Source organism: Streptomyces sp. NPDC088747, assembly GCF_044751025.1.
GTDB lineage: Bacteria > Actinomycetota > Actinomycetes > Streptomycetales > Streptomycetaceae > Streptomyces.
Map to the genome: position 1 here is coordinate 279,321 of NZ_JBIVKZ010000014.1, position 11,687 is coordinate 291,007.

Annotated in this window: 14 protein-coding genes; 8 read left to right on the forward strand and 6 right to left on the reverse strand. The window is 69.8% G+C overall.

Features of this window, described 5'->3' with window-relative positions:
• Nucleotides 1–328: 328 nt before the first annotated feature.
• Both ACIP79_RS29950 and ACIP79_RS29955 read right to left on the reverse strand, forming a co-directional pair.
• Nucleotides 329–1,363, reverse strand: a complete 1,035-nt coding sequence (locus tag ACIP79_RS29950) for an S-adenosylmethionine:tRNA ribosyltransferase-isomerase (RefSeq protein WP_401228112.1) — start codon at nucleotides 1,361–1,363, stop codon at nucleotides 329–331.
• On the reverse strand, nucleotides 1,360–2,055 hold the full coding sequence (locus ACIP79_RS29955) for an SDR family NAD(P)-dependent oxidoreductase (RefSeq protein ID WP_401228114.1): 696 nt from the start codon (nucleotides 2,053–2,055) through the stop codon (nucleotides 1,360–1,362). The genes ACIP79_RS29950 and ACIP79_RS29955 overlap by 4 nt, the downstream gene beginning before the upstream one ends.
• A 186-nt stretch (nucleotides 2,056–2,241) precedes the next feature.
• On the opposite strand from ACIP79_RS29955, the gene ACIP79_RS29960 reads away from it, so the two are divergent.
• The 4 genes from ACIP79_RS29960 (at nucleotide 2,242) to ACIP79_RS29975 (ending at nucleotide 4,883) form a co-directional block, all read left to right on the forward strand.
• A complete protein-coding gene (locus ACIP79_RS29960) occupies nucleotides 2,242–3,420 on the forward strand; it encodes a GAF domain-containing sensor histidine kinase (protein ID WP_401228116.1) in 1,179 nt (392 codons plus the stop codon).
• Nucleotides 3,413–4,054 (forward strand): response regulator, encoded by a 642-nt coding sequence (locus tag ACIP79_RS29965; protein WP_401228118.1) that lies wholly within the window; start codon nucleotides 3,413–3,415, stop codon nucleotides 4,052–4,054. The genes ACIP79_RS29960 and ACIP79_RS29965 overlap by 8 nt, the downstream gene beginning before the upstream one ends.
• Nucleotides 4,055–4,199: 145 nt before the next feature.
• Nucleotides 4,200–4,448 carry a chaplin ChpE gene (gene chpE, locus ACIP79_RS29970; protein ID WP_383688461.1) on the forward strand — a complete coding sequence of 83 codons (249 nt, stop codon included), beginning with the start codon at nucleotides 4,200–4,202 and terminating at the stop codon, nucleotides 4,446–4,448.
• 195 nt (nucleotides 4,449–4,643) lie between these two features.
• Nucleotides 4,644–4,883 (forward strand): chaplin, encoded by a 240-nt coding sequence (locus tag ACIP79_RS29975; RefSeq protein WP_401228120.1) that lies wholly within the window; start codon nucleotides 4,644–4,646, stop codon nucleotides 4,881–4,883.
• A gap of 184 nt (nucleotides 4,884–5,067) precedes the next feature.
• Here ACIP79_RS29975 and ACIP79_RS29980 read toward each other — a convergent pair whose 3' ends face one another.
• Entirely contained in the window at nucleotides 5,068–5,856 is a 789-nt protein-coding gene (locus tag ACIP79_RS29980; protein ID WP_383688249.1) for a hypothetical protein, read from the reverse strand.
• A 121-nt stretch (nucleotides 5,857–5,977) separates the two neighbouring features.
• Here ACIP79_RS29980 and ACIP79_RS29985 point away from each other — a divergent pair, with 121 nt between their 5' ends.
• From ACIP79_RS29985 to ACIP79_RS29995, 3 genes are all read left to right on the forward strand, one after another.
• Nucleotides 5,978–6,769, forward strand: a complete 792-nt coding sequence (locus tag ACIP79_RS29985) for an ABC transporter ATP-binding protein (RefSeq protein ID WP_362086294.1) — start codon at nucleotides 5,978–5,980, stop codon at nucleotides 6,767–6,769.
• Between the two features lie 92 nt (nucleotides 6,770–6,861).
• Nucleotides 6,862–7,296 (forward strand): NfeD family protein, encoded by a 435-nt coding sequence (locus ACIP79_RS29990; RefSeq protein WP_383688248.1) that lies wholly within the window; start codon nucleotides 6,862–6,864, stop codon nucleotides 7,294–7,296.
• A gap of 130 nt (nucleotides 7,297–7,426) precedes the next feature.
• Entirely contained in the window at nucleotides 7,427–8,362 is a 936-nt protein-coding gene (locus ACIP79_RS29995) for an SPFH domain-containing protein (RefSeq protein WP_326724043.1), read from the forward strand.
• Between the two features lie 68 nt (nucleotides 8,363–8,430).
• Here the strand turns inward: ACIP79_RS29995 and ACIP79_RS30000 are convergent, their stop codons facing one another.
• From ACIP79_RS30000 to ACIP79_RS30010, 3 genes are all read right to left on the reverse strand, one after another.
• Nucleotides 8,431–8,937 carry an HNH endonuclease gene (locus ACIP79_RS30000; RefSeq protein WP_383688247.1) on the reverse strand — a complete coding sequence of 169 codons (507 nt, stop codon included), beginning with the start codon at nucleotides 8,935–8,937 and terminating at the stop codon, nucleotides 8,431–8,433.
• A gap of 145 nt (nucleotides 8,938–9,082) precedes the next feature.
• Nucleotides 9,083–9,622, reverse strand: a complete 540-nt coding sequence (locus tag ACIP79_RS30005; RefSeq protein ID WP_401228124.1) for a YbhB/YbcL family Raf kinase inhibitor-like protein — start codon at nucleotides 9,620–9,622, stop codon at nucleotides 9,083–9,085.
• Between the two features lie 41 nt (nucleotides 9,623–9,663).
• A complete protein-coding gene (locus ACIP79_RS30010) occupies nucleotides 9,664–10,446 on the reverse strand; it encodes a sporulation protein (RefSeq protein WP_401228125.1) in 783 nt (260 codons plus the stop codon).
• Between the two features lie 178 nt (nucleotides 10,447–10,624).
• Here ACIP79_RS30010 and ACIP79_RS30015 point away from each other — a divergent pair, with 178 nt between their 5' ends.
• A complete protein-coding gene (locus ACIP79_RS30015) occupies nucleotides 10,625–11,266 on the forward strand; it encodes a DNA-3-methyladenine glycosylase (protein WP_401228127.1) in 642 nt (213 codons plus the stop codon).
• The last annotated feature ends 421 nt before the right edge of the window (nucleotides 11,267–11,687 follow it).

The window sequence follows — 11,687 nt, forward strand, 5'->3', positions numbered from 1 at the left end:
TTCGAATAGCGCGGAGGTCGCTCCCGGTCCGGTGGGGACAAAGTGTGTTTCCGGAACTGGCGCCCCGGGTAGGAACCCGCGGCGCTGAGCGACGGAGGCCATTCTTAGCGGCCGCAAAAACCTGTGGCAAAGGTGTGACGTACGAAGCCGGATAGTGGACCCCGGAGGGGCAAATCGGGACAGACTGGCACGCCTTTCCCGCTCACGTAGGTCCCCTTTATCTCCTATGCCCCTTCGTACGTGATGTGTGCCCTATGTGCGGCGTCACATCGGGCGCAGGCTGGTCTCACCAGGAGTTGCGGTAGCAATGCCCAGAGTGAGGGGCCTCCTACGGGAGGATGAGGTGCACGTCCCCGAACTCGTGCCAGAGGTAGCACCCGCTCCGCGCCGCTTCGTACCCGCGGTCCACGGCGGCACCTCCGGCGATCGCCTCCAGCATCAGCAGATGCGAGGCCTCCGGCTCGTGCAGCCCCGTCAGCAGCCCGTCGACGACCCGTACGCCCCTCTCCGGGGTCACCACGAGGTCCGTCCAGCCCTTCCGCGCCCGGACCACCCCGTCGGCGCCCACGGCGGACTCGACGGCGCGTACGGCCGTCGTACCGACCGCGACGACCCTGCCGTCGCCCGCCTTCGCCGCGTTGACCAGCCGCGCCGACACCTCCGGCACCTCGTACCTCTCCGGGTACGGCGGCTCGTGCGCCTCCGCCGACGCGACCCCGGTGTGGAGGGTGATCGGCGCGAACTGAACGCCCCGGCTCACCAGCTCCGTCACCAGGCGCGCGGTGAAGGGCCGCGCGGCACTCGGCATCTCCGCACTGCCCGAGCCGTCGGCGGACGGCAGCGCGAACACCGTCTGGTAGACGGACAGCGGCTGGTCCCGCTCCGTATAGGAGTAGCGGATGGGCCGCCCGTGCCGCCGCAGCAGCCCGAGGACGTCGGCGCCCGGCAGCCGTCCCCACCACAGCCGCTGACCGCGCGCGGTCAGCGGCTCCTCCAGTACGAGGCGTACGCCCCCCGGAAGGCGCACCTCCGTCCCCGCCGGTCCTCCCGCACGCGCACGCGTGGTGCCCTTTCCGTCGGGATCCCGCAGCTCGACGGCCCACCGCCCGTCGTCCCCGCGCGTGGAGAAATGCACCACCACGCGCGCGTGCCCGACGCGCCCGTCGACGGCGGAGGCCAGCGTCGGGGAGGTGTTGACGACCAGCAGGTCCCCGGCCCGCAGCTGCCCCGGCAGCTCCGCGAACGCGTGGTGCGAGACCTCCGTGCCCCGGGAGACGAGCAGCCGCACCGCGTCCCGGTCCAGCCCCGGCCCTCGCTGCTCGGCCGGTATCCGCGCCGAGGTGACCCCCGTCGTGGTCGTCATCGCGTCTCCAGCAGAGCCGGCGCACCGTAACGGCCACTGGGCGGACGCCGGTCGAGCAGCCGCAGGAAGGCCGGAACCACCTCGGCCGGCGCCGGGCGCGGACCGTCGTCGTCCGGCACGGCCGCCGCGTACAGGTCCGTGCCCATGTCACCGGGATCGACCGCCCACACACGCAGGCCCGGCTCCTCCTCGGCCAGCACCGCCGACAACTGGTCGAGAGCGGCCTTCGACGCCCCGTACCCGCCCCACGTCTCGTACGCCTCGGCGGCCGCGTCCGAGCTGACGTCGATCACCGAGCCCGCAGGCGCGGCCCGCAACAGGGGCAGCGCCTCCTGGACCAGGCCCAGCGCGGCCACCACGTTGACCTCCAGAGCCCGCCGCAGCCCGTCCAGCGACAGCCCCTCCAGACGTACGAGCGGTTCGGCGCCCAGCGCGCTCGCGTTGTTCACCAGGAGGTCGACGCCACCCAGCTTCCCGGCCGCCGCCACCAGCCCGGCCCGGTGCACGGAGTCGGTGACATCCCCGGGCAGCGCCTCCACCCGCGTCCCGTACGCGGACAGCGCCACCGCCGTCTCCTCCAGCGGCCCCGCGGCCCTCGCGTCGAGCACCAGATCCCAGCCGCGCCCGGCCAGCGCCGCGCCGAGCGCCCGTCCCAGCCCCTTCGAAGCCCCCGTGATGATCGCCACCGGCATGACACACGTCCCCTCGTCCACGACCGCCTCGGTCGGCGGTGTCCCCAACGTAGGAACCGCGCCGCCCCGGCCGCCTCGGACGCGGGCCCCAGAGATCAAGGGCCCTTCGCCCTAGTCCCAAGGGACCGGACGGCGGCGGCCACAGGTCGGATACGGGTTGTCACACCCCGCCGGTACCTTGTGGTCATGAGCGAAGGCCCCCGGTCCGGTCTGTACGCGGTGAGCTCCGCGTTGCTGGCCATGAGCAGACACCTGGAGGTGCGCGACGTCCTGAAGACGATCGTCGCCTCGGCCCGCGAGCTGCTCGACGCCCAGTACGCGGCGCTAGGGGTCCCCGACGACCACGGAGGCTTCGCCCAGTTCGTCGTCGACGGCATCAGCGACGCCCAGTGGAAGGCCATCGGCCCGCTCCCGCGGCAGCACGGCATCCTCGCCGCGATGCTCCACGAGGCCCGCCCCGAGCGCCTCGCCGACGTCCGGGAGGACCCCCGGTTCGAGGGTTGGCCCGGCGCCCACCCCGACATGTCCGACTTCCTGGGCCTGCCGATCCGCGACGGCGACGAGACCATCGGTGCCCTGTTCCTCGCCAACAAACTGCATCCTTCCGGGGAGCGTCCCGCCGACCCCCGGAGCCCGAAGCCGGACAGCGGCTGCGGCTTCACCGAGGAGGACGAGGAACTGCTGACCATCCTCGCCCAGCACGCGGCGATCGCCCTGACGAACGCCCGCCTCTACGAGCGCAGCCGGGAGCTCACCATCGCCGAGGAGCGCTCCCGCCTCGCCCACGAACTGCACGACGCCGTCAGCCAGAAACTCTTCTCCCTGCGCCTCACCGCCCAGGCCGCCGCGGCCCTCGTCGACCGCGACCCCACGCGCGCCAAGGGCGAGCTCCAGCAGGTGGCCGCGCTCGCCGCGGAGGCGGCCGACGAACTGCGCGCCGCCGTGGTCGAACTGCGCCCCACCGCCCTCGACGAGGACGGACTGGTCGCCACCCTGCGCACCCACATCCAGGTCCTGGACCGCGCCCACACCGCGCGCGTGACCTTCAGCGGCTGCGGGGTGCGGGCCCTGCCCGCCGCCCAGGAGGAGGCCGTGCTGCGCGTCGCCCAGGAAGCCCTGCACAACGCCCTGCGGCATTCCGGCGCGGTCCAGGTCGACGTCACCCTGGAGCGGCACGGCCAGGGCGCCGTCCTGCGCGTCACCGACGACGGCAGCGGATTCGAGCCGACCGCCACCCGCCGGGCCGGCCGCCACCTGGGCCTGGTCTCGATGCGCGACCGGTCGAGCGGCGTCGGCGGCACGCTCACCGTCGAATCGGAGCCCGGCAAGGGCACCACGATCGAGATGGAGGTCCCTGGTGGCTGACGCAATCAAGGTGCTGCTCGTCGACGACCACCAGGTCGTCCGCCGGGGCCTGCGTACGTTCCTGGAGATCCAGGACGACATCGAGGTGGTGGGAGAGGCGTCGGACGGCGCCGAAGGGGTGGCCCGCGCCGAGGAGCTGAAGCCCGACGTGGTCCTCATGGACGTCAGGATGCCGGGCATGGACGGCATCGACGCGCTGCGCAAGCTCCGCGAACTCACCAACCCCGCGCGCGTGTTGATCGTCACCAGCTTCACCGAGAAGCGTACGGTCGTGCCGGCCCTGCGCGCGGGCGCCGCCGGTTACGTGTACAAGGACGTCGACCCCGACGCGCTCGCCTGCGCCATCCGCTCCGTGCACGCCGGGCACGTCCTGCTCCAGCCCGAGGTGGCCGGTGTCCTGCTGTCCCAGGACGAGGTCAACTCCGGTCAGGGCAGAGGCGGCTCTCTCACCGAGCGGGAGCGTGAGGTGCTCGGCCTGATCGCGGACGGCCGCTCCAACCGCGAGATCGCCCGCGCGCTCGTCCTCTCCGAGAAGACCGTCAAGACCCATGTCTCGAACATCCTGATGAAACTGGACCTGTCCGACCGTACCCAGGCGGCGCTGTGGGCCGTACGGCATGGTGCGGCGGGGTGAGCGGCAATTCGGAGGGTTCCACTCCGGGCTGAGATTCATACCGTCGGGTGTATGTCCCCCAAATGGCGCAACCTCTGGGGATCCCGGCCGTTCTCCAGTGCGTGCTGCGGCGAATTGCCGCAGTGATCGCGAGGAGGGCTCAGAAGTGAAGAACCTGAAGAAGGCCGCTGCTGTCACGATGGTGGCGGGTGGCCTCGTCGCCGCCGGTGCCGGTTTCGCCTCCGCCACGGACGGCGGCTCGCACGCGGACGGCAAGGCCGTGGGCTCGCCGGGCGTCATCTCGGGCAACACCATCCAGGCCCCGATCCACATCCCCGTGAACGCGGTCGGCAACAGCGTGAACGTCATCGGCGTTCTCAACCCGGCCTTCGGCAACCTCGGCCTCAACCACTGAGGTCCCTGCCGGACGGATCATGACCACCAACCTCCCGGGTGCCCCCGGGAGGTTGGTCGGGTTGTCCGTTCGTCCGACGAATGGGCCGAACGGGCACTTCGCCGAAGCCCCCCGTGCCGTAACGATGTTCCAGGCGTTGCTCAGCGTACGACCCGCGGCCGGGTCGGATCCGCAAACGCAGGAGGAACACTTCCCATGAACATCACCAAGAAGGCCGCCGTGGCCCTCACCGTCGCCGGTATCGCCGCCGGTGCCTCCGCCGGTGCCGCTGTCGCCGACGCGGGTGCCGAGGCCGCGGCCGTGAAGTCGCCGGGCGTCGCCTCCGGCAACATCGCTCAGCTGCCCATCCACGTCCCCGTGAACGCGGTCGGCAACAGCGTGAACGTTATCGGCCTGCTGAACCCGGCGTTCGGCAACACGGGCGTCAACGACTGACGTCACCCCCACCGCACAAGAGCCCCGCGACCAAAGACGGTCGACGGGGCTCTCGTCGCTTTTCAGCCCGTCCGGCGTTTGAGGACGAGCGCGAAGCGCGAAAGGGGGGTCTGGGGGCGCAGCCCCCAGAAACAAGGGACGGGCAGGGGCGGAGGGGGCGAAAAACCCCGCAGGCCCACCCCCGTCAGCGAACCCCCCGCTCCCGCTCCTCCACGAACGCGTTGTACGCCGCCACCTGCGCCCGCCGCGCAGTCCGCTCCACCGGCCGCAACGCCCCCGCCCGAGCCGCCATCTCCGACGCACTCACCGCCCCACCGTGCCCGTTCTCGTACGCGACGGCCACCAGCAGCCCCACCCGCTGAGCAAGCTCCAACACCCGCACCGCACGCGGCGGATACCCGGGAGCCAACACCTCCCGCCCCCGCTCCGCCCGAGCCCGGTACGCCTCGACCGCCGCCTCGGCGACCGGCCCCGACCCGGCCACATCGAGCCGCGACAGCACCTCCGTGGCGTCCCGCAACGCCTCCGCCAGCTCCCGCTCGGCCTCCCCGAGCGAGGGCACGTCGGCCGGCGGCGCCTCCCGTACGGCGAGGCAGTGCCAGACCACCTCGACATGGACATCGCCGTCGGGCCCGGCCTCGTACACCTCGGGCACGAGTCCGAGCGCCACCCCGTGGCAGACGACGGCCTCCTCGGCGTCGAGGGCGCGCGCGTTGAAATCCGGCGGTCCGCTGAGCCCGAGCGGATGCCCCGGCGCTGGCAGCGCGACCCGCAGCCCGGTCACCCCGAGCGCGCGCAGCCGGCCGAGGGCGAGCGTCAGGCCGACCGGCCCCGCCTCGCCCGGCAGCCCCTCGACCCGGTGCACCGCGTCCTCCCCGACGATGGCGAGGACCGCGTCATCCGGCGAAACAAGTCCGGCCAAAAGGGCGTTTCCCCATGAGGCCAACCGTCCTGAGCGTGGTTCCGAGAGCATGCCCCCACCCTAAGGACCGGCCGATGGGATGGAGCGGCCGACCGGTGGCGTAGGTTTTCCCTGGGGGCTGCGTCCACAGACGTAAGCGACGGCCGAGACTGCAATGGGAGACAACGCGCTCATGAGCGATGTACTGGAGCTGGAGGACGTATCCGTGGTCCGGGAGGGCCGGGCTCTGGTGGACCAGGTCTCCTGGTCGGTCAAGGAAGGCGAGCGCTGGGTCATCCTCGGCCCCAACGGCGCCGGGAAGACGACCCTCCTGAACCTCGCCTCCAGCTACCTCTTCCCCAGCCAGGGCACCGCCACCATCCTCGGCGAGACCCTCGGCAAGGTCGACGTCTTCGAGCTGCGCCCGCGCATCGGCGTGGCCGGCATCGCCATGGCGGAGAAGCTCCCCAAGCGCCAGACCGTCCTCCAGACCGTACTCACGGCCGCGTACGGCATGACCGCCGGCTGGCACGAGGACTACGAGGACATCGACGAGCAGCGCGCCCGCGCCTTCCTCGACCGCCTCGGCATGAGCGACTACCTCGACCGCAGGTTCGGCACCCTCTCCGAGGGCGAGCGCAAGCGCACCCTCATCGCCCGCGCCCTGATGACCGACCCCGAGCTGCTGCTCCTGGACGAGCCCGCCGCGGGCCTCGACCTCGGCGGACGCGAGGACCTCGTCCGCCGCCTCGGCCGTCTCGCCCGCGACCCGATCGCCCCCTCCATGATCATGGTCACGCACCACGTCGAGGAGATCGCCCCGGGCTTCACCCACGTCCTGATGATCCGTCAGGGCAAGGTGCTCGCCGCCGGCCCCCTGGAACTCGAACTCACCTCGCGCAACCTCTCCCTCTGCTTCGGCCTCCCGCTCGTCGTCGAGCAGGTCGGCGAGCGCTGGACCGCGCAGGGCCTGCCCATGTCCTGACCGCGCAAACGTGCCGAACTCCCCGGCAAGAAGCGGCTCCAACCTGATCGGCGCCCTGTCCGCGACGGGACCCGCGGTCATACCATGACCACGTGGACGACATCAACGCATGGGTGTGGTGGCTGATCGCCGCCGCCGGGCTCGGTATTCCTCTCGTCGTGACCGCCATGCCGGAGTTCGGGATGCTCGCGGTGGGCGCCGTCGCGGGATCGGTCACAGCGGGCCTCGGAGGCGGTGTCGTACTCCAGGTCGTCGTCTTCGCCGCCGTGTCGGTCGCGCTGCTCGCCGTCGTACGCCCGATCGCGACCCGGCACCGCTCACAGCGGCCCCAACTCGCCACGGGCATCGAAGCCTTGAAGGGCAAGCAGGCGGTGGTGCTGGAGCGCGTCGACGCCTCGGGCGGCGGCCGGATCAAGCTCGCCGGAGAGATCTGGTCGGCCCGCGCCCTCGACGGCGGACAGGCCTACGAGGTGGGCCAGGCGGTGGACGTCGTGGATATCGAAGGGGCCACGGCGATCGTCATGTGACCTCGCACGACGCAAGTGAACCGAACGCCCCACAGCACAGACGACTGTCTGTCACACTCGTCCAGCAAGATCTTCAACAACCATAAGATCTTCAGGAATTACCGAGCGGAGAAGGGTACGGGGAGCAACGATGGAACCGATCATCATCGTCCTGATCATTCTGGTGGTGTTGGTCTTCATCGCCCTGATCAAGACCATCCAGGTGATCCCACAGGCCAGCGCGGCCATCGTCGAGCGTTTCGGCCGCTACACGCGGACACTGAACGCCGGACTGAACATCGTCGTCCCGTTCATCGACTCGATCCGCAACCGCATCGACCTGCGTGAACAGGTCGTACCGTTCCCGCCGCAGCCGGTGATCACCCAGGACAACCTGGTCGTCAACATCGACACCGTCATCTACTACCAGGTGACCGACGCCCGCGCCGCGACGTACGAGGTCGCCAGTTACATCCAGGCGATCGAGCAGCTCACCGTCACCACCCTGCGCAACATCATCGGTGGCATGGACCTGGAGCGGACCCTGACCTCCCGCGAGGAGATCAACGCGGCTCTGCGCGGCGTCCTCGACGAGGCCACCGGCAAGTGGGGCATCCGCGTCAACCGCGTCGAGCTCAAGGCGATCGAGCCGCCGACCTCCATCCAGGACTCGATGGAGAAGCAGATGCGCGCCGACCGCGACAAGCGCGCCGCGATCCTCACCGCCGAAGGTATCCGGCAGTCCGCGATCCTCACCGCCGAAGGTGAGAAGCAGTCCGCGATCCTGCGCGCCGAAGGTGAGGCCAAGGCCGCCGCCCTGCGCGCCGAGGGCGAGGCCCAGGCCATCCGTACGGTCTTCGAGTCCATCCACGCCGGAGACGCCGACCAGAAGCTCCTCGCCTACCAGTACCTCCAGATGCTCCCGAAGATCGCCGAGGGCGACGCCAACAAGCTCTGGATCGTGCCCAGCGAGATCGGCGACGCCCTCAAGGGACTGAGCGGCGCCATGGGCAACTTCGGCCCGATGGGCGGCAATTCGGGCGGCGGTGGCACCGAGCGCCGCGAGAAGCCGTCCGTCACCGACTGACGAACGCGCGTCGTATGTGACTGGGGCCCGCCTTCACCAGAAGGCGGGCCCCAGTCACATACGACGGACTACGCGGCCGGCTGCACCAGCCACTGGGGCAGCGCGTCGAAGTCGTCCCGGCCCAGCGCCAGCAGCATCGCGTCCGCGGGCGTCGGCTCGAACGGCTGCCTGAGCAGCGGCATACCGGCCTGCTCCGGAGTACGCGCGGCCTTGCGGTGGTTGTCCTCCGAGCAGGAGGCGACCGTGTTCAGCCAGGAGTCCTGACCGCCCTGCGCCCGCGGCACCACGTGGTCCACGGTCGTCGCCCGCCTGCCGCAGTACGCGCACCTGTGCCGGTCGCGGATCAGCACACCGCGCCTCGACCACGGAGCTTGTCTTCGGAACGGCACCCTCACGTAGCGGCAGAGCCTGATCACCCGGGGCACGGGTATGTCGAGTGCGGCTCCGCGCATACGGAGTTCGGGGTGGGCCTGCTCCACGACAGCCTTGTCCTGGAGCACCAGAACGACGGCTCGGTTCAACGTCACCGTCGACAGCGGCTCAAAGCTCGCGTTCAGTACCAGCGTGTCCCGCATCCCGCCCACCTCCTGTGCGCACCGGCCCACACCGCGGCGGGCTTGGATCAACTCTGGCCGGGCACGCCGAGATGGACAACGCAATAAAAACTGCCCGCCCCTGATCACTTCCAAGACCAGGGGCGGGCAAACGTTCCGTGAACCCTCAGCTGTCCGCGGGTGCCGCGTACTCACCGATCAGCTGGGCTCGTGCCAGGGTGTGGAACCGCAGATTGAAGCCCACGAACGCGGGAGACGCGTCGGCGTCCGGACCGAGCTTCTCCGCGTCCACGGCGTACACCGTGAACACGTACCGGTGCGCCGGATCCCCGGCCGGCGGCGCGGCGCCGCCGAAGTCCCTGGACCCGTAGTCGTTGCGCACCTGGACGGACCCCTCGGGCAGTCCCTCGAACTTTCCGGTGCCCGCACCCGTCGGCAGCTCGGTGACCGAGGCCGGAATGTCGAACACCGTCCAGTGCCAGAACCCGCTCCCGGTGGGCGCGTCCGGGTCGTAGCAGGTCACGGCGAAGCTCTTGGTCTCCGGCGGGAAGCCCTCCCACCGCAGCTGCGGCGAGGTGTTCCCCGCCGCGTAGACCTGAGCGTCCTTGAGCGTCGCACCCGGCTCGACGTCATCACTCGTGACCGCGAACGCGGGCACGGGCGGATGGAAGTCGTGGGGGAGTGGCCGCCGCTTGGGCTCGGTCACCTCGGTACCTCCTGATCGGTGGTGACGGTTCCGGGCCGAGCCTAGAACCAGCTGCGCTTGCTGCCGACCTCCGACAGCCACTGGTTCAGGTATGCCGCCCAGTCCGTGCTCTGGTAGTCCTGCAGCCCGACCTGGAACGAGCGGAACGAGTCGCTGCCCTCACTGAAGAGGCCCGGCTTCTTGTCCATCTCCAGGATGACGTCCATCTCGCGGTCGTCCGCGACGAAGCTCAGCTCTACCTGGTTCAGCCCGCGGTACTGAGACGGCGGGAAGAACTCGATCTCCTGGTAGAAGGGCAGCTTCTGCCGCGTACCCCGGATGTGACCGCGCTCCAGGTCCGCGTTCTTGAAGCGGAAGCCCAGCTGGATGAACGCGTTCAGGATCGCCTGCTGCGCCGGCAGCGGATGCACGCTGATCGGGTCCAGGTCGCCCGAGTCGATGGCACGCGCGATCTGGAGCTCGGTGGTCACACCGATGTTCATCCCGCGCAGTGCCTGACCGTCGATCATCGTGATCGGCGTCTCCCACGGGATCTCCAGCCCGAAGGGGACCGAGTGCACCCCGCCCGCCTGCAGCTCGAAGGCCCCACCGAGCCGCAGCTTGGCGAACTCGACGTCCTGCTTGTACTCCTGGTCCTGGCCCTCGACCTCGACCTTGGCCTGAAGACCGACCGACAGACCCTCGATCGCCTGGTTCACGGACCCGCCCTGGATCCGCACCTCACCCTGGACGACGCCGCCCGGAACGGTGTTGACCTCCGTCAACACCGTCTCGACCGAAGCCCCACCGGCTCCCAGGCTCGCAAGCAGCCGCTTGAACCCCATGTCACTTCCTCCCCAGGCAACGCAACGCCTGTGCTGTCTGTGTCCGCATGTCTGTCCGGATCCCTTGATCCCTACAAACGCGATCCGGCCGCCGCCGGTTCCGCGTCCTCACCCTTCCAAGGGGGACGCCCCCTGACCACCCCGCGACACGCACCCGTCTGGACTACGCTCGTACGCCATGATCACGGCCCCTGACCGTACGCCTCTCACCCGCGAGTTCTTCGACCGCCCTGTACTGGAAGTCGCCCCCGACCTCCTGGGGCGCGTCCTCGTACGCAGCACACCGGACGGCCCGATCGAGCTCCGCCTCACAGAGGTCGAGGCGTACGACGGCCCGAACGACCCCGGCTCCCACGCCTATCGCGGCCGGACAGCCCGCAACGACGTGATGTTCGGGCCACCCGGACACGTGTACGTCTACTTCACCTACGGCATGTGGCACTGCATGAACCTGGTGTGCGGTCCGGAGGGCGTGCCCTGCGGGGTCCTGCTCCGGGCCGGCGAGGTCACCGAGGGCGCCGAACTCGCACGCAAACGTCGACTCTCGGCCCGAAACGACAAGGAACTGGCCAAAGGGCCCGCACGCCTGGCCACGGCCCTGGACGTCGACCGCACTCTCGACGGCGCCGATGCCTGTGCCCCCGACGCCACCCCGCTAACCCTCCTGGCAGGCACCGCTGTCCGCCCCGACCAGGTACGCAGCGGCCCGCGTACCGGCGTGGCCGGCGCCGGAGGAGTGCACCCGTGGCGCTATTGGATCGCCAACGACCCGACGGTGAGCCCTTATAGGGCTCATACCCCCCGCCGCCCCCGAACTTGACTCGCCTCTGGGGGGTCCGTAATGTAGCCCGAGCCGCTTGAACCGGTTACGGCGTTCAGCCAGCAGCCGAGAGTGGCCAACCCACTACCTACGACTCCCCTCGACAGGGGCGAATTTCGGCGTGCCCGCATGCCTGAATTCGAACTCTCGGAACTCGATTATGAGTTGCGGAGGGAATCGGTTAACGTAGTGAATGTCGAAAGGCCGGGACGCGAAAGCGGCAAAGGCCAAGAGGCGAATCCCGCCGACAGGGAATCGGAACCGGAAACGGTCTGATAGAGTCGGAAACGCAAGACCGAAGGGAAAAAGCCCGGAGGAAAGCCTGAGAGAGTTTCTCGGGTGAGTACGAAGGAAGCGTCCGTTCCTTGAGAACTCAACAGCGTGCCAAAAATCAACGCCAAGTTTGTTGATACCCCGTCTC

Coding starts and splice junctions, on each gene's coding strand:
- ACIP79_RS29950 (WP_401228112.1), bottom strand. CDS start 1,363: ATGACGACCACGACGGGGGTCACCTCGGCGCGGATACCGGCCGAGCAG.
- ACIP79_RS29980 (WP_383688249.1), bottom strand. CDS start 5,856: ATGCTCTCGGAACCACGCTCAGGACGGTTGGCCTCATGGGGAAACGCC.
- ACIP79_RS29975 (WP_401228120.1), top strand. CDS start 4,644: ATGAACATCACCAAGAAGGCCGCCGTGGCCCTCACCGTCGCCGGTATC.
- ACIP79_RS29955 (WP_401228114.1), bottom strand. CDS start 2,055: ATGCCGGTGGCGATCATCACGGGGGCTTCGAAGGGGCTGGGACGGGCG.
- ACIP79_RS29995 (WP_326724043.1), top strand. CDS start 7,427: ATGGAACCGATCATCATCGTCCTGATCATTCTGGTGGTGTTGGTCTTC.
- ACIP79_RS30010 (WP_401228125.1), bottom strand. CDS start 10,446: ATGGGGTTCAAGCGGCTGCTTGCGAGCCTGGGAGCCGGTGGGGCTTCG.
- ACIP79_RS29960 (WP_401228116.1), top strand. CDS start 2,242: ATGAGCGAAGGCCCCCGGTCCGGTCTGTACGCGGTGAGCTCCGCGTTG.
- ACIP79_RS30015 (WP_401228127.1), top strand. CDS start 10,625: ATGATCACGGCCCCTGACCGTACGCCTCTCACCCGCGAGTTCTTCGAC.
- ACIP79_RS29985 (WP_362086294.1), top strand. CDS start 5,978: ATGAGCGATGTACTGGAGCTGGAGGACGTATCCGTGGTCCGGGAGGGC.
- ACIP79_RS30000 (WP_383688247.1), bottom strand. CDS start 8,937: ATGCGGGACACGCTGGTACTGAACGCGAGCTTTGAGCCGCTGTCGACG.